A 15667-nucleotide genomic window follows, 5' to 3' on the forward strand; every position below is an offset into this window, starting at 1 on the left:
GCCGCTGCTCGTCAGATCATGCCGCTTCGGCCTCGACCGTGCTGATCCAGTCGCGGGACAGCGCCACATCGGCCTGCGACAATTGGTGGCCTGTTGGCAGCACCTTGTGATCGACGCGCGCGCCGGTGTCCGACAACAACGCCGCGAGTCGCGCCGAGTTGCTCGCTGGCACGATCGGGTCGGCCTGACCGGAGAGCAGCAGCACCGGCTTGCCGCCGAGCGCAGGCTTAGGCGGATCCTCGGGCGGATCCGATAGAGGCACCATCGCGCGCAGCAGGATCGCGCCGGCAAGCGCGTCCGGCTGCAGCAGCAACAGCGCCGCGGCGATGTTGGCGCCGTTGGAGAACCCGACCGCGATCGGCGCGGCGATGCCGTAGCGCTGCCGCGCCTCCGCGACGAACTCGCCGAGCTCGTGCGCACGGCGGGCTACGTCCTCCTCGTCGAACACGCCTTCGGCGAGACGGCGGAAGAAGCGCGGCATGCCGTGCTCGAGCACGCGGCCGCGCGGCGAGAGCAGGGCGGAGCCCGGCGAGATCATCTTGCCGAGGCCGAGCAGGTCGTTCTCGTCGCCGCCGGTGCCGTGCAGCAGCAGCAGCGGGGGCGAGCCCGCGCTGGTCGCGGGCTCGAAGCGATGGATGAATGAAGTCTCGGTCATGACGCGGTCTCTTCCAGATTCGGCAGAACGCCCTCGATCTGCTTGCGGTGCGGTTCGAGGAAAGCAGGCAGCTTCAGCTCGCGGCCGAGGCTCGCGACGGGCTCGTCGACGGCAAAGCCGGGGATGTCGGTCGCGATCTCGAACAGCACGCCGCCGGGCTCGCGGAAGTAGATCGAGCGGAAGTAGTTGCGGTCGCGCTGCTCGGTCGGGTGCAGGCCGTGATTGCTGACGAGCTTTTGCGCCATCTCGCCCTGCTCGGCATCGTCGGCCGCGCGGAAGGCGATGTGATGGACGGAGCCGCCGCCCTGATGGCCCCGCAGGAAGCCCTTGGCTTCGTAGATGTCGACGACGCTGCCTTCGACATCGCCGGGCGCCTTGAAACGGATCACCGAGCCCTCGCGCCCGGTCTCCTTGAAGCCGAACACGTCGGTGAGGATGGCCGCCGTCTTCGCCGCGCTGTCGAGCAGCAGGGTCACGCCGTGGAAGCCGCGGATCGCGTGCTCGGCCGGCACGTCGCCATTGCTCCAGCCCGGCTCGTTCTCGGCACCTGATATGCCGACCAGCGCGAGCGCCATGCCATCGGGATCGGTGAACGGCAGCACGGACTCGCCAAAACGCTTCTCCAGCGCCTCATACGCGATGCCCTTCTCGGTGAAGCGCTGCGTCCAATAGCCGAGCGAGCGCTGCGGCACGCGGAAGGCGGTCTGATGGGTCTCGCCGACGCCGCGGCGCCCGGCCGAGACGCCGGCCCAAGGAAAGAAGGTCAGGATGGTGCCGGGGCGGCCGGTCTCGTCGCCATAATAGAAGTGGTACGTGCCGGGATCGTCGAAATTGACCGTCTTCTTGACGAAGCGCAGGCCAAGATCCCGCGTGTAGAAGCCGAAATTGCGGATGGGATCGCCAGCAATCGCGGTGACATGGTGCAGTCCCGACATTGTCGTCCTCCAGATTCGGGGAGCGGTCTTGCTCTGGCCGGAAATATCGTTCCGCTTTAGATTGGAGACAATCCATGCAAATATGACGGCTATGTCTACGATTTGGAAACAATCGACGGGGCGGGCGCTTGGATAAGCTCGGCAGCCTCCGGGCCTTCGTGAAGGTGGTGGAAAGCGGCAGCTTTGCCGAGGCCGGTCGGCAGCTGCGGCTGTCGCGCTCGGCGATCAGCAAGTACATCGCCGACCTCGAGGAGAGCCTCGGCGTCCAGCTTCTGAACCGCACCACAAGGCACGCCAGCCCGACCGAGAACGGCCAGCGCTATTTCGAGCGCGCGGTCGTGATCCTCTCGGAGATCGAGGCTGCCGACCAGGCGGTGACGCAGGCGCAATCGGCACCGCGGGGGCTGCTGCGTGTCAACGCGCCGATGTCGTTCGGCACGATGCGGCTCGGGCCGGTGCTCGCCGATTTCATGGCGCGTTACCCGGAGCTTCAGCTCCAGATCGTGCTCAGCGACGATCTGCTCGATCCCGTGCAGGACGGCTTTGACGTGACCTTGCGGATCGCGGAGCTGGAATCGTCCAGCCTGATCGCGCGTAAGATCATGCCGGTGGCGCGCATGATCTGTGCGTCGCCGGATTATCTCGCCCGGCACGGCACGCCAAAGCATCCGCAGGATCTGCGCGAGCATGTTTCGCTGACCTACGGCTTCCTGCTCACGGGCAATCAGTGGAAGCTCACAGGCGGCGACGGCGACCACTGGATCCAGCCGGCCTGGTCGCTCTGCGTCAACAATGCCGAGGTGCTGCGCGATGTCGCCATCAAGGGCAGGGGACTGGCGCTGCTGCCGGAGTTCATTGCGGCCGATGCGTTGCGGAAAGGCGAGTTGCGGACAGTGCTGGATGAGTATTCCGCGCCGCCGCTAGCGCTCTATGCGGTCTATCCGCCAACGCGGCACTTGTCGCTGAAGGTGCGGCTGTTCATCGATTTCCTGGTGGAGCGGTTTGGGCGGGAGGATATTCTCGCCTAGCGCCGCAGCGTGAACGCGTCCGCGCTCCGCCGGTGCTCCCATTTCGCCTGCTCCAGCTCGGGCCGGTCGCACTCGATCTCGGGATAGCCGATGCAGAGATAGGCGATGAATTTCCACGAGGGCGGCACGTCGAGGATGGCCTGAATGCGATCCGGATTGAGGATCGACACCCAGCCGAGGCCAACGCCCTCGGCACGCGCGGCGAGCCACATCGCGGTGATGGCGGCGACCACGGAATATTCGGTTGTCTCCGGCATGGTCGCGCGGCCGAGGCCGTGGCCGATGTCGCTGCCCTTGTCCGCGAACACCGCGAGGTGGGCGGGCGCCTGCTCGAGGCCGGACAGTTTCAAGGTGGCATAGCGGGCGGCGCGGTCGCCGGAGTAGCGGCTCAGCGCGTCGGCATTGCACGTCCTGAAATCCTCGACCACGGCGCGGCGCGTTGCGGCATCGTCGACGACGACGAAGCGCCAGGGCTGGCTGAGCCCGACCGAAGGCGAGAGGCAGGCGGTTTCGATCAGGCGATCGATCGCACCCTCCGGCAATGGATCGCTGCGGAAGCGGCGCACGTCGCGCCGCCACACGAACAGCTCGCGCAAGTGCTGGCGGAAGGTATCGTCGAACTCGACCATGAGGTCATCGCCCCATCTGGAAGGACGCCGCCACTAGCAGGATCAGGATCTCGCCCGTCTGCTCGAACGCGCCGAGGATGTCGCCGGTCTGCCCGCCGATCTGGCGGATGGCAAGCCGCGCCAGTAACAGGCCGGCAAGCGACAGCAGGATCAGGCCGACCAGCGCCTTGGCTGGCCCCAACGCCAGGGCAAGCGCGAGCGTTCCAAGCGCGAAGGCGATGGCGATGCTACGGCCGGGCGGCGCCCCGGCGCTGGCTGACAGCCCATCAGGCCGCGCCGACGGGACCAGCGACATGAAGGCCGGCACGCCGGCGCGGGCAGCCACGTGCGCCGCACACAGCGCGAGCATGACGGCCCATGGATTTGCGATCGTCGCAAGCGCGCTCCAGCGCAGGCCGAACGACAGGATCAGGGCGCAGACACCATAGGTCCCGATCCGGCTGTCGCGCATGATCTCGAGCTTGCGCTCGCTCGTGCGGCCGCCGCCGAGTCCATCCGCGGTGTCGGCAAGTCCGTCCTCGTGCAGCGCGCCGGTGATGAGGGCGGTCGTGGCCAGCGCGAGCAACGCGGCAAGGCTCGGCGTCAGTCCGCAGCGAGTGGCGATCTTGTAAACCAGGGCGCCGGCGAGGCCGACCAGCAGTCCCGCGACCGGCAGCGCCCACGTCGCGCGCGCGATCGCGCCGTCACCAGCCGGCTTCGAGGATGCCAGCGGGAGGATCGTCACGAACGATGTCGCCATCCTGAGATCGGCAAAGATGTCTTTGAGCAGTTCGGCGCGCGGGATCATTTCAGCTTCATCGGCAGGCCGGCGACGACGAACTCGACCTCGTCGGCGACACCGGCAATGATCTGGTTCATGATCCCGGCGGCATCGCGGAAGCTGCGCGCCAGCGCGTTGTCGGGCACGATGCCGAGACCGACCTCGTTGGTGACCATGATGACCGGACTCCGCAGGCGGGGAAGAACGTCTGCGAGGCGCGTCACCTCGCGTAACCAGTCGCGCTCGGAATGCAGCAGGTTGGACAGCCAGAGCGTCAGGCAATCGACCAGTCTCGCGCCGCCGCCCTCGGTCTCGACCAGGGCCTGCACGAGATCGAGCGGCGCCTCGCGCTCGATCCAGTCGGTTCCGCGCCGCGCGCGATGCTTCGCAATGCGCTCCTGCATTTCGCCATCGAGCGCCTCGGCGGTCGCAATATAGACGAGCTGGCCGGGAAAGCTGCGCGCGCGCGCTTCCGCCCGGGTGCTCTTGCCCGATCGCGCCCCGCCGGTGATCAAGATGACGGCCATGAAGGTCTCCTGCCGCAGCACTAATCATCAAACGCGGCCAAAGACAAAGCCGAAATCAGGCGGCGAGGGGCTTGCACTCGGCCGCCGTCTTGCGCAACAGGGGCGGGACAGGAGCTAGATGTGGACTTTGCGGGCGCGATGGTGGTGGCGATGGCGGTGGATGCCCTCCTGGGCTGGCCGGCGTGGCTGTTCGCGCGGATCGGCCATCCCGTCACCTGGCTGGGCGGGCTGATTGCGGCCGTCGACAGTGCCTGGAATCGCGCGTCCGATCCGCCGGCATCGCGCCGAGCCGCTGGCGCCGCCGCCGCGGTTGCGGTGATTGCGCTCTCCGTGGCGCTCGGTTGGGCGCTGCAATCACTGCTTCCTTCGGGCTGGATCCAGATCGTGCTGATTGGCATCCTGGCCTGGCCGCTGGTCGCGCTGCGCTCGCTGCATGATCATGTGGCGGCCGTCGCCATGCCCTTGCTTGCCGGCGACGTCGCCGCCGCGCGCGATGCGGTCTCGCGCATCGTCGGCCGCGATCCCGCAAGCCTCGATGAGGCCGGCATCGCGCGCGCGGCGATCGAGAGCCTTGCCGAGAACGCCTCAGACGGCATCGTCGCGCCGGTGTTCTGGGGCGCGCTGTTCGGCCTGCCCGGTATCCTCGGCTACAAGGCGATCAACACGCTGGACTCCATGATCGGCCATCGCAGCGAACGGCACGAAGCCTTTGGCTGGGCGGCAGCGCGCATCGACGATGTCGCCAATTTCATCCCGGCGCGGCTGACCGGATTCCTGTTCGTGCTGCTGGCACCGCAACGGTCGGAAGCATTGGCCTGCATGACGCGCGATGCACGCCATCATCGCTCGCCCAATGCCGGCTGGCCGGAAGCGGCGATGGCGGGCGGACTCGGTGTGCGGCTCAGCGGTCCCCGCATCTATCACGGCAGCGCGACCGACGAGCCCTGGCTGAACAAAGGCGCGCGCGATCCGCGCGCCGCCGACATCGCGGAGGCGCTGACCGTCTACCGTCGCGCCATGCTGCTGGTCGCAGGCCTGCTTGCGATCCTGGCCTTCGCATGAAACAACGGGGCATGCGCGAGCACGGTGGAAATCTGGACCTGGCCCAGCAGCGTTTTGGCGGACGCGCGGAGGATTGGATCGATCTGTCGACCGGCATCAACCGGCTGCCCTATCCCGTGGGCGAGGTGAGCGCGCGCGCGTGGAGCGCGCTGCCGTCACGTGCCGAGATCGAGGCGCTGCATCAGGCCGCAGGGCACGCGTACCGCACCGGCGCGCCAATCGTTGCGCTTGGCGGTGCGCAGGCTGCGATCCAATTGCTGCCGCAACTCGTGCCGCCCGGTCGCGCGCGTATTTTCGCGCCGACCTACAATGAATATGCCGGCGTGCTGTCTGCCGCAGGCTGGGAGGTGCAGGAAGTCGGAGAGCTTGGCGCGCTGCCGGGCGCGGACCTCGCCATCGTCGTCAATCCAAACAATCCGGATGGCCGGCGTTCTGCGCCACAGGATCTATTGGCGCTACTGCCGCGCGTCGGCCGTCTCGTCATTGACGAGAGCTTTGCCGACGCCGTTCCGCAGCTGTCGCTTGCGCCGCAGGCGAATCAGGCGGGACTGCTGGTGCTGCGCTCGTTCGGCAAGTTTTACGGGCTTGCCGGCCTGCGGCTCGGATTCGCCATCGGTCATGCCGCCGACATCGGCAGGCTTGCCGCAATGTCCGGCCCATGGCCCGTTTCGGGCGCGGCGATCGAAATCGGCTGTCGTGCATTGCGCGATGAGGCCTGGGCCGAGGTTACGTCGGCGCGGCTCGCCCATGATTGTGCTCGTCTCGACGCGATGGCGCCTTCGCAAGGCTGGCGGCTCATCGGCGGCACACCGCTGTTCCGTCTTTACCAGACGCCTGACGCGCGGGCCGCTCAAGACAAGCTCGCGCGCGTCCACATCTGGTCCCGCGTCTTCGCGCAACAGCCGACATGGCTGCGTCTCGGGCTGCCCGGCAGCGAAGCCGAATGGACGCGCCTTGCCGAGGCCCTAGCGCGCTAGCGCGAGCAGGCCTTCGACGTCGAGATGCTTTTCCATGTGATCGGCCAGTGCCTCGAGCGCGCTCTCGACCCTGGCGTGATAGGGCTCGTCGCCCGCGGGAATATCCAGCCTGGCGAGGTATGCCTTGCGGAAATTATCCGACGTGAACAGGCCGTGCAGATAGCTGCCCTGCACACGGCCGTCGCGCGAGATCGCACCTTCACGCTCGCCGTCCAGCCTCGCGAAGGGGCGGGCGCGATCCGGGCCGTCGGTGCGGCCGATGTGGATCTCGTAAGCCTGGATCGGCTGATCCGTCGCCGCGTGCACGGCCGCAACGCGCGTCAGCGTCTTCTGCGGGCTCATCACCGTCTCGACATCGAGAAGCCCGAGGCCCGGCGTGTCGCCCGCAGGTCCTTCGATGCCTTCGGGGTCGGCGACGCTGCGTCCCAGCATCTGATAGCCGCCGCAGAGGCCGAGCACATGGCCGCCCCTGCGGTGGTGGGCGAGCAGGTCGATGTCCCAGCCCTGCGCACGAAGGAAGGCGAGGTCGCCCCGGGTTGATTTCGACCCGGGAATGATGACGAGGCGCACGTCGCCCTGGATCGCCTCGCCCGGGCGCACCATCACGAGATCGACACCCGGCTCGAGCTTGAGCGGATCGAGATCGTCGAAATTGGCGATCCGCGACAGCGCGAGACAGGCGATCTTGCATCGGCCCGGCTTGCGCGCATCGCGCAGGCCGAGCGCGTCTTCGGCCGGCAGCTCGCCGGCGCGCGGAAACCAGGGCAGCACGCCAAGGCCGCGCCATGCGGTCTTTTGCTCGATCAGATTGTAGCCGTCGTCGAACAGGGTGGGGTCGCCGCGGAACTTGTTGATGACGAAGCCGGAGATCATCGCGGCATCGTCGGGGTCGATCACCGTCTTGATGCCGACGAGCTGGGCAATGACACCGCCGCGGTCGATGTCGCCGACCAGCACGACCGGCACATTCGCCTTGCGGGCAAAGCCCATATTGGCGATGTCGGACTTGCGCAAATTCACCTCGGCCGGGCTGCCGGCACCTTCGACCAGCACGAGATCGGCGCGCGCCTTCAGGCGCTCGAAACTCTCGAGCACCGCGCCCATCAGCGACGGCTTCATCGCCGCGTAGTCGCGCGCGCGTGCGGTCGCGATGCGCTTGCCGTGAACCACGACTTGCGCGCCGACATCGGTCTCGGGCTTGAGCAGCACCGGGTTCATGTCGGTGTGCGGCTCGACACCGGCGGCGAGCGCCTGCAGCGCTTGGGCGCGGCCGATCTCGCCGCCGTCGACGGTGACCGCGGCGTTGTTCGACATGTTCTGCGGCTTGAACGGCAGCACCCGCAGACCACGGCGCGCAAAGGCGCGCGCAAGGCCGGCGACGATGAGCGACTTGCCCACGTCCGAGCCGGCCCCCTGGATCATCAATGCGCGTGCCATCGATATCTTTTAAAGCGGAATGGGATTGAGTTGAATCAAGCAGCTGCGGGCTCGGTGCACCTCTCCCGCTTGCGGGAGAGGTCGTGCCGAAGGCACGGGTGAGGGTTTTCTCCTCTTGGGGGCTCTCGATTGCGTAGATACCCTCTCCCCAACCCTCCCCCGCAAGCGGGGGAGGGAGCATACCTCCCTTGGCGCAGCATTAGAATCCAATCTCATCAGCATCAAAACTCGACGCCGGCCTGCGCCTTGATGCCGGAACGGAACGGATGCTTGACCAGCGTCATCTCGGTGACGAGGTCGGCGATCTCGATCAGCTCGTCCTTGGCGTTGCGCCCGGTGAGCACGACATGCGTCATCGCAGGCTTTTGGGTCGTCAGGAACTCGACGACTTCGGCGATATCGAGATAGTCGTAGCGCAGCGCGATGTTGATCTCGTCGAGCACGACCATGCGCAGCCGCTCGTCGAGGATCAGCTCTTTGGCCTTCTCCCAGCCGGCGCGTGCGGCGGCGATGTCGCGGGCGCGGTCCTGCGTCTCCCAGGTGAAGCCTTCGCCCATCGCGTGGAACTGACAGAGGTCGCCGAAATGGCCGGTGAGCAGTCGCCGCTCGCCCGTGTCCCAGGCGCCCTTGATGAATTGCACCACCGCGCAAGGGAAGGCATGCGCGACGCAGCGGACGATCATGCCGAAGGCCGAGGAGGATTTTCCCTTGCCGGCGCCGGTATGGACGATGATCAGGCCCTTTTCGCCGCTCTTGGTCGCCATGATCTTGTCGCGGGCGGCCTTCTTCTTCGCCATTTTCTGGGCATGCCTGATGTCGGTTTCCTCGGCTGTTTGGGTATCCGGTTCAGATGTCATGGGACCCGGTCCTTCGGCTTGACAAGTGGCGGCCACCGGCAAATGGTGGCCCGGCGTTGGTTCCTGTCCTATGACAGGCGAAGAGGGAATGCGATAGGGTCCGAATCGGCAAGATCTGGATCCAAACTGCAGCCGCCCCCGCGACCGTGACCGGAGAGATGCCCGAAGCCACTGATTCCTTTTGGAATCGGGAAGGCGGGGATCGAAGGGCCAAAACCCTGCTCCGCAAGCCGGGAGACCTGCCAGCGCGGACGAGTTTTGGACCGGCGGACGGGGTGTTCCGCGACGGGGAAGCGGGCCTTTCTGGAGAATGGTCCGTGCGCCTCATCGCCTCCCGCTGTTATCTGGAAGAGGCGATGACCGTCACACTTCATGTCTGCATTACCTGCCGCGCCGGCCAGACGCTTGGAGAGGGCGAGACGACGCCCGGCAAGCGCCTGCATGGCGCGATTCTCGAGGCCGGCGTGCCCGAGGGCGTCAGCGTGGTTCCCGTCGAATGCCTGTCGGCCTGCAGCCAGGGCTGCTCGGTCGCGCTCAGCGCGCCCGGCCGCTGGTCCTATGTCTATGGCCGCCTGTCGGAGACGAATGCGCGCGACGTGGTCGCGGGCGCTGCGGCTTATGCCGCCGCGCCTGATGGGATCGTGCCATGGCGCAGCCGTCCCGAGATCTTCCGCAAGCAGTCGCTTGCCCGCATTCCCCCCATTGCCGTCGTGCCGGAGGCCGCCGAATGAACTCGCTCGCAAAAGTCCCCGTCACGGTGGTCACGGGTTTCCTGGGCTCCGGCAAGACGACGCTGATCCAGCATCTGCTCAGCAACGCCGGCGGCAAGAAGCTCGCGGTGCTCGTCAACGAGTTCGGCAGCGAAGGCGTCGACGGCGAGATCCTGAAGTCCTGCGCCGATGCGAACTGCCCGGAGGAGAACATCGTCGAGCTCGCCAATGGCTGCATCTGCTGCACCGTCGCCGACGATTTCATTCCGACCATGGAGCAATTGCTGGCGCGGCCGGTGCGGCCCGATCACATCCTGATCGAGACCTCGGGCCTGGCGCTGCCAAAGCCGCTGCTGAAGGCGTTCGACTGGCCGGAGATCCGCTCGCGCATCACGGTCGACGGCGTGATCGCGCTGGCCGACGCCGAGGCCGTCGCGGCCGGCCGCTTCGCGCCGGATCCGGCTGCGGTGGAAGCGCAGCGCGCGGCGGACGACAATCTCGATCACGAGACGCCGCTGTCGGAAGTGTTCGAGGACCAGATCGCCTGCGCCGACATCGTGCTGCTGACCAAGGCCGACCTTGCGGGCGCCGCAGGCATCGAAGCCGCAAAGGCGGCGATCACCGCCGAGATGCCGCGCCGCGTGCCGATGCTGCCGGTCACCGACGGCGCGATCGATGCGCGCGTCATCCTCGGCCTCGGCGCTGCGGCCGAGAATGATCTCGCCGCGCGGCCCTCGCATCACGACGGCGAGGAAGAGCATGAGCATGATGATTTCGCCTCCGTCGTGATCGACCTTCCGGAGGTGGCGGATATCGAGGAACTGGTTGCCTCCGTCCAGAAGCTGGCGCGCGAGCAGAACGTCCTGCGGGCCAAGGGCTACATCGCGGTCGCGGGCAAGCCGATGCGCCTGTTGCTGCAGGCGGTCGGCGAGCGGGTGCGCCATCAGTTCGACAAGCCATGGGGCGCGGGTCACAGGCAGTCCAAGCTCGTCGTGATCGGCGAGCATGGCGATATCGACGAGGCCGCCATCAAGGCAGGACTTGGTATCTGATGCACGTCGTCTTCCGCGAGAGCCGCGGTCTCGAGGAGACCGCGACGCCAAGAGACATCGGCCAGGACCCGGCCGATCTCGTGGTGCTCTCGTATTCGGATTCCGATTTGGCCGCGTTCGCGGCCGGCTGGCGGCGCGGTCGGGGCAGCCTGCCGTCGCTGCGGCTGGCCAATCTCGCGGAGCTGCGGCATCCGCTGTCGGTCGACACCTACATCGAGCGCACGCTGTCGCAGGCGCGTGGCATATTGGTGCGCCTGATCGGCGGGGAGTCCTATTGGGCGTACGGGCTTGCGGCGCTCCAGCAACTCGCGAAGGATCGCGGCATCGTGCTGGCGGTGCTGCCGGCCGACGGCCGCGACGACACGCGGCTGGACGGGTACTCGACCCTGCCGGTCTCGACGCTGCGTCGGCTCAAGGTGCTCTGCGACACCGGTGGCCCGGTCGCCGCGCAAGCGGCGATCGCGCAGCTCGCGCTGGCCTCAGGCCTCTATGCTGGCCCGGTCATCGGCGAGATGACCGTGCCCGAGATGGGATTCTACGATCCCGCGCGCGGCGTCATTGCCGCGCCGGCGGGCGGCGAGGGCAAGCCGCGCGCACTCGTGACGTTCTATCGCTCCTATCTCACCGCCGCCGATACGGGGCCGGTTGACGCCTTGATTGTCGCGCTGCGCGAGAAGGGATTTGACGCCTACGGCGCGTTCGTCACCTCGCTGAAGGCGCCGGGCGCTGCCGACTGGCTGCGCGCGCATCTGGCGCAACATCCTGCGGCGGCGATCGTCAATGCGACGGCGTTCTCGGCCCTTGGCGACGACGGCACGACGCCATTCGATGCCGCGTCCTGTCCGGTGTTCCAGGTCGCGCTCTCGACGGCGCGGCGCGAGGATTGGGCGGAATCACTGCGTGGCCTGTCGCCCGGCGATCTCGCGATGCATGTCGTGCTGCCGGAGGTCGACGGCCGCCTGTTCGCAGGCGTGGTGAGCTTCAAATCGGCCGGTCAGCGCGATCCGGATTTGCAGTTTGCGCATCTGGCGCACAGGCCGGATGAGGAATGCGTGAAGGCGGTCGCCGCGCGCGTTACGGCCTGGCATCGCCTTGCGCAGAAGCCCGCCGGCGAGAAGCGGCTGACCGTCGTGCTCTCGAACTATCCCGGTCGTCCGCACCAGATCGCGCATGCGGTTGGGCTCGACGCGCTGGCGTCAGTCGAAGCGTTACTGTCCGATCTGGCGGAGGCCGGCTTCGATGTCGCGCCGATCGATGCGCTCGGCGAGACGCTGCTAAGGCAGAGTTTGACCTGGAGTGTTGCCGATTATCGCGCGGGGCTGTCGCGCCTGCCGCAATCCTTGCAGGACGATCTCGCGCGCGCCTGGGGCGCGGTGGAAAACGACCCGAGCTGCCGCGATGGCGCGTTCCACTTCGCCGCGATTCAGTGCGGCCGGTCGGTCATCGCAGTCCAGCCCGAGCGCGGCGATGCGGCCTCGCGCGATGCCGATTATCACGATCTCACCCGCACGCCGCGCCATGCCTATGTCGCATTCTATCTCTGGCTCAGGCAGCAAGGCTGCGATGCTGTCGTGCATATGGGCGCGCACGGCACGCTGGAATGGCTGCCCGGAAAATCCGTGGCGCTGTCCTCGAGCTGCTGGCCGGAAGCGCTGATCGGCGATCTTCCCGTCATCTATCCCTTCATCGTCAACGATCCCGGCGAGGCCGCGCAGGCCAAGCGGCGCATCGGCGCGGTCACCATCGGCCATTTGCCACCGCCGCTTGAGACATCAGCGGTGCCGGAAGGTCTACGTCGGCTGGAACGGTTGCTCGATGAGTATTCGACCGCTGACGGCCTCGATCCCGCCCGTCGCCAACGCCTGATCGCGGCGATCCGTGACGAGGCGCGGGCAGCGGGTCTCGAAGACGATCTCGGCCTCGATGCCTCGGCCGCACCGGCCGAAGCGATCCCGCGGATCGACCGCTTCGTGTGCGATCTCAAGGAGAGCCAGTTCGGCGACGGCCTGCACGTGTTCGGCCGCGGCGCTTGTGCCGATGCGGAACGCGATGCATTGCGTTCCGCGCTCGCTGGCAAACGCGTCGCGCCGGGGCCGTCGGGCTCCCCGTATCGCGGGCGTCAGGACGTGCTGCCGACAGGGCGCAATCTCTTCGCCGTCGACCCGCGCGCGGTGCCGACGCCATCGGCGCATGCCCAAGGCATCAAGCTCGCCGAAGAGCTGCTGCGGCGCCATCTGCAGGATCATGGCGACTGGCCGAGGGGTCTCGTCGTCGATCTCTGGGGGTCGGCGACCATGCGCACCGCAGGCGAAGAGTTTGCGATGGCACTGCATCTGGCCGGCCTTGCGCCGCGCTGGGATCATGCGTCCGGCCGCGTCACCGGTTATGACATCATCGCGCCGGCCGAGCTCGGCCGCCCGCGCATCGACGTCACGCTGCGCGTATCCGGCCTGTTCCGCGACGTCTTCGCAGGTCTGGCGCAATTGTTCGAAGCCGCCGCCGAGGCGCTCGCCGCGCGCGAGGACGAGGGCGATGAGAACCCCTATCGGCATCGTGCGCGCCGCGTGTTCGCGCCGCGGCCCGGACAATACGGCGTCGGCCTGTCGGCGATCCCGGATGCCTTCACGCCGGAGACGCGCGAGGCCGCTGGCGAAGCGTGGCTGTCGGCATCGTCCTGGGCGTTCTCTGCAGATGGCGCGATGCAGCGGGATCGCGCAGGTATCGAACAGCGTCTCGCGTCCGCCGATGCTTTTGTCCACGTCCAGGACTTGCCCGAAACCGATCTGCTGCTCGCCGCCGACTATGCCGCGCATGAGGCAGGCATCGCCGCAGCAGCCGCGCACCTCGGGGCAGGCGCGCCGTCGCTCTATCATCTCGATGCGACACGGCCGGGCGAACCGCATGCGCGCACGCTGACGGAAGAGATATCGCGCGTCGTTCGCGCACGCGCGGCCAATCCGGACTGGATCGCCGGCATGATGCGCCACGGTTTCCGCGGCGCCGCCGAGATCACCGCGACGCTGGAGCACATGGCCGCCTTCGCACATCTCGCCGGCGCCGTGCCGCCGCATCTGTTCGACCTCTATTACGACGCGACACTCGGCAACGACGACGTCCGCGCCTTCATGGCGCGCGAAAATCCGTCCGCACTCGCCGCAATGGAAACCTGCTTCACGCGCCTGCACGAAGCCTCGCTCTGGCGAACCCGCCGCAATTCGATTGCAGCGGCGCTGCGGGAGGCGTCATGAGCACGGCCACGGTTAAGGGATGGTGTCCCGGCGCACTGCGCCCGATGCGATCGGGCGACGGGCTCGTGGTGCGCGTGCGTCCGTTCGGCGGGCGCCTTGAAGCGCCGCAAATCTCCGGGCTTGCGGAACTCGCCGAGCGCTTCGGCAATGGTCTGATCGACGTCACGAGCCGGGCTAACTTGCAGATCAGGGGCGTTCAGGAGGACGGCCATCGTCCGTTGCTCGATGGTCTTGCGCAGCTGGCGCTGCTCGATCCCGACGCCGACATCGAAGCCAGGCGCAACATCCTGGTGACGCCGTTCTGGAGCAATGGCGATGAAACGCAGTCGCTCGCCGCGGAGCTCGAGGAGGCGCTCGCCGATTCCGGCCTTGCCCTTCCCACCAAGTTCGGCTTCGCCATCGATGACGGGCGGTCGCGCGTTCTCGCCGGCGATTCCGCCGACATCCGCATCGAGCGCGACCGCTCGGGTGGTCTCCTGGTGCGGGCCGACGGCGCCAAGCTCGGTCGTTCAGTCGATCGCGGACAGGCCGTGAGCGCGGCGCTGGCGCTCGCAAGCTGGTTCGTCATCTCCGGCGGTGCAAAGGGCGGGCGAGGGCGCATGGCAGCCCACATCGGATCCGGCGCCGTGTTGCCTCAATCGTTGCGCGGCGAGACCGAGCCTGCGCCTGTGATGGCCGCGGTGCGTCCCGGGCACTATCCGCAAGGTGCGGTGGTCGGCATCGCGTTCGGGCAGATGCTGCACGCGACGCTGCATCAATTCTCTGCTTGCGGCCATGCGCTGCGCATGACGCCCTGGCGGATGGTGCTGAGCGAGGGCAAGCGCGAGATGCCGAGCGGGGCGGGGCTCATCACCAGGCCCCATGATCCGGCGCTGCGCGTCATCGCCTGCAGCGGCGCGCCGCGCTGCCGCGAGGCCCATGCCGATACGCGCGCGCTAGCCGCGGCGCTGGCGCCGCGCATCGCCGCCGACGCGCGGCTGCACGTCTCCGGCTGCGGCAAGGGCTGCGCCCATTCCGGCGCGGCTGCGGTCACGCTGATTGCGACGCGTGCCGGGTTCGATCTCGTCCGCGACGGCTCGACCCGCGACGCGCCGGTCCTGCGCGGGCTGAACGGCGCCGACATCGTCAGCGATCCCTCCATCCTGGTCGGAGGGAACTGATGCCGCACACCTACGAGACCGACGGCGCTGTGATCTACCGGCAATCCTTTGCCACCATCCGGGCCGAGGCCGATCTCGCCCGCTTCACGCCGGACGAGGAGCCGGTGGTGGTGCGGATGATCCATGCCGCCGGCATGGTCGGCCTCGAGGCGCATATCCGCTTCACCCCTGATATGGCGATTGCCGCGCGCGCGGCCTTGCAGAAGGGCGCGCCGATCCTGTGCGACGCGCGCATGGTCTCCGAAGGCATTACGCGGGCAAGACTTCCCGCGGCCAATGCCGTGATCTGCACGCTCGGCGATCCCGCCGTGCCCACGCTGGCGCAGTCTATGCGCAACACGCGCTCGGCCGCGGCCCTGGAGCTGTGGCGCCCGCATCTTAATGGCGCGATCGTCGCGATCGGCAATGCACCGACCGCGCTGTTTCATCTGCTCAACATGCTGGAGGATCGAGACTGCCCGCGGCCGGCTGCGATCATCGGCTGTCCCGTCGGCTTCGTCGGCGCGGCCGAATCCAAGGCCGCGCTGATGGCCGATCCGCCGGCACCTGCGCTCACCGTCGAAGGCCGCCTCGGCGGCTCCGCCATCACGGTTGCTGCCGTGAACGCGCTGGCAAGCCGGAGCGAATAGC

The 15667-nt window shown here is 67.7% G+C and carries 15 protein-coding genes and 1 riboswitch; of the genes, 8 read left to right on the plus strand and 7 right to left on the minus strand.

Annotation, left to right across the window (positions count from 1 at the left end):
• Positions 1 to 16 precede the first annotated feature (16 nt).
• Together ACVWYQ_RS38315 and ACVWYQ_RS38320 are read right to left on the minus strand one after the other, a co-directional pair.
• Positions 17 to 655 (minus strand): alpha/beta hydrolase, encoded by a 639-nt coding sequence (locus ACVWYQ_RS38315; RefSeq protein WP_404542183.1) that lies wholly within the window; start codon positions 653 to 655, stop codon positions 17 to 19.
• Positions 652 to 1590 carry a ring-cleaving dioxygenase gene (locus ACVWYQ_RS38320; RefSeq protein ID WP_275509260.1) on the minus strand — a complete coding sequence of 313 codons (939 nt, stop codon included), beginning with the start codon at positions 1588 to 1590 and terminating at the stop codon, positions 652 to 654. Before ACVWYQ_RS38320 ends, ACVWYQ_RS38315 begins: the two co-directional genes overlap by 4 nt.
• A gap of 128 nt (positions 1591 to 1718) precedes the next feature.
• On the opposite strand from ACVWYQ_RS38320, the gene ACVWYQ_RS38325 reads away from it, so the two are divergent.
• Complete coding sequence (locus ACVWYQ_RS38325; RefSeq protein ID WP_404542180.1) at positions 1719 to 2618, plus strand: LysR family transcriptional regulator; 900 nt, start codon at positions 1719 to 1721, stop codon at positions 2616 to 2618.
• Here ACVWYQ_RS38325 and bluB read toward each other — a convergent pair.
• From bluB to cobU, 3 genes are read right to left on the minus strand one after another with little or no spacing between them, the layout of a single operon-like run.
• Positions 2615 to 3247 (minus strand): 5,6-dimethylbenzimidazole synthase, encoded by a 633-nt coding sequence (gene bluB / locus ACVWYQ_RS38330; RefSeq protein ID WP_404542177.1) that lies wholly within the window; start codon positions 3245 to 3247, stop codon positions 2615 to 2617. The genes ACVWYQ_RS38325 and bluB overlap by 4 nt on opposite strands.
• Before the next feature lie 4 nt (positions 3248 to 3251).
• Positions 3252 to 4034, minus strand: coding sequence for an adenosylcobinamide-GDP ribazoletransferase (gene cobS, locus ACVWYQ_RS38335; protein ID WP_271541219.1), 783 nt, complete (start codon positions 4032 to 4034; stop codon positions 3252 to 3254).
• Positions 4031 to 4534, minus strand: a complete 504-nt coding sequence (gene cobU, locus ACVWYQ_RS38340) for a bifunctional adenosylcobinamide kinase/adenosylcobinamide-phosphate guanylyltransferase (protein WP_271541216.1) — start codon at positions 4532 to 4534, stop codon at positions 4031 to 4033. The genes cobS and cobU overlap by 4 nt, the downstream gene beginning before the upstream one ends.
• A 120-nt stretch (positions 4535 to 4654) precedes the next feature.
• Between cobU and cbiB the strand changes: the two genes are divergently transcribed.
• Both cbiB and cobD read left to right on the plus strand, forming a co-directional pair.
• Positions 4655 to 5596: an adenosylcobinamide-phosphate synthase CbiB gene (gene cbiB, locus ACVWYQ_RS38345; protein ID WP_271541214.1), complete on the plus strand. Its 942-nt coding sequence runs from the start codon at positions 4655 to 4657 to the stop codon at positions 5594 to 5596.
• Between the two features lie 11 nt (positions 5597 to 5607).
• Positions 5608 to 6573, plus strand: coding sequence for a threonine-phosphate decarboxylase CobD (gene cobD / locus ACVWYQ_RS38350; RefSeq protein WP_271541245.1), 966 nt, complete (start codon positions 5608 to 5610; stop codon positions 6571 to 6573).
• On the opposite strand, the gene ACVWYQ_RS38355 is transcribed toward cobD, so the two are convergent.
• Together ACVWYQ_RS38355 and cobO are read right to left on the minus strand one after the other, a co-directional pair.
• Positions 6562 to 8010, minus strand: a complete 1449-nt coding sequence (locus ACVWYQ_RS38355) for a cobyric acid synthase (protein WP_456727094.1) — start codon at positions 8008 to 8010, stop codon at positions 6562 to 6564. The two genes, cobD and ACVWYQ_RS38355, sit on opposite strands and share 12 nt — an antisense overlap.
• A gap of 221 nt (positions 8011 to 8231) precedes the next feature.
• The gene (gene cobO, locus ACVWYQ_RS38360; protein WP_456727095.1) at positions 8232 to 8867 is read right to left on the minus strand and encodes a cob(I)yrinic acid a,c-diamide adenosyltransferase; all 636 of its coding nucleotides are present in this window, start codon (positions 8865 to 8867) and stop codon (positions 8232 to 8234) included.
• A gap of 40 nt (positions 8868 to 8907) precedes the next feature.
• Positions 8908 to 9128, plus strand: a riboswitch (cobalamin riboswitch).
• Between the two features lie 95 nt (positions 9129 to 9223).
• On the opposite strand from cobO, the gene ACVWYQ_RS38365 reads away from it, so the two are divergent.
• Genes ACVWYQ_RS38365 through ACVWYQ_RS38385 form a run of 5 tightly spaced genes read left to right on the plus strand, consistent with a single transcriptional unit; the run spans position 9224 to position 15666 of the window.
• Positions 9224 to 9598: a DUF1636 domain-containing protein gene (locus ACVWYQ_RS38365; protein WP_275501001.1), complete on the plus strand. Its 375-nt coding sequence runs from the start codon at positions 9224 to 9226 to the stop codon at positions 9596 to 9598.
• Positions 9595 to 10629: a cobalamin biosynthesis protein CobW gene (gene cobW / locus ACVWYQ_RS38370; protein WP_404652404.1), complete on the plus strand. Its 1035-nt coding sequence runs from the start codon at positions 9595 to 9597 to the stop codon at positions 10627 to 10629. Before ACVWYQ_RS38365 ends, cobW begins: the two co-directional genes overlap by 4 nt.
• Positions 10629 to 13877 (plus strand): cobaltochelatase subunit CobN, encoded by a 3249-nt coding sequence (cobN, locus tag ACVWYQ_RS38375; RefSeq protein ID WP_456727096.1) that lies wholly within the window; start codon positions 10629 to 10631, stop codon positions 13875 to 13877. The genes cobW and cobN overlap by 1 nt, the downstream gene beginning before the upstream one ends.
• A complete protein-coding gene (gene cobG, locus ACVWYQ_RS38380) occupies positions 13874 to 15037 on the plus strand; it encodes a precorrin-3B synthase (protein WP_404542164.1) in 1164 nt (387 codons plus the stop codon). The genes cobN and cobG overlap by 4 nt, the downstream gene beginning before the upstream one ends.
• Positions 15037 to 15666 carry a precorrin-8X methylmutase gene (locus tag ACVWYQ_RS38385; protein WP_456727097.1) on the plus strand — a complete coding sequence of 210 codons (630 nt, stop codon included), beginning with the start codon at positions 15037 to 15039 and terminating at the stop codon, positions 15664 to 15666. Before cobG ends, ACVWYQ_RS38385 begins: the two co-directional genes overlap by 1 nt.
• Position 15667: the final 1 nt, after the last annotated feature.

The sequence above is a fragment of the Bradyrhizobium sp. USDA 3397 genome (assembly GCF_054060965.1).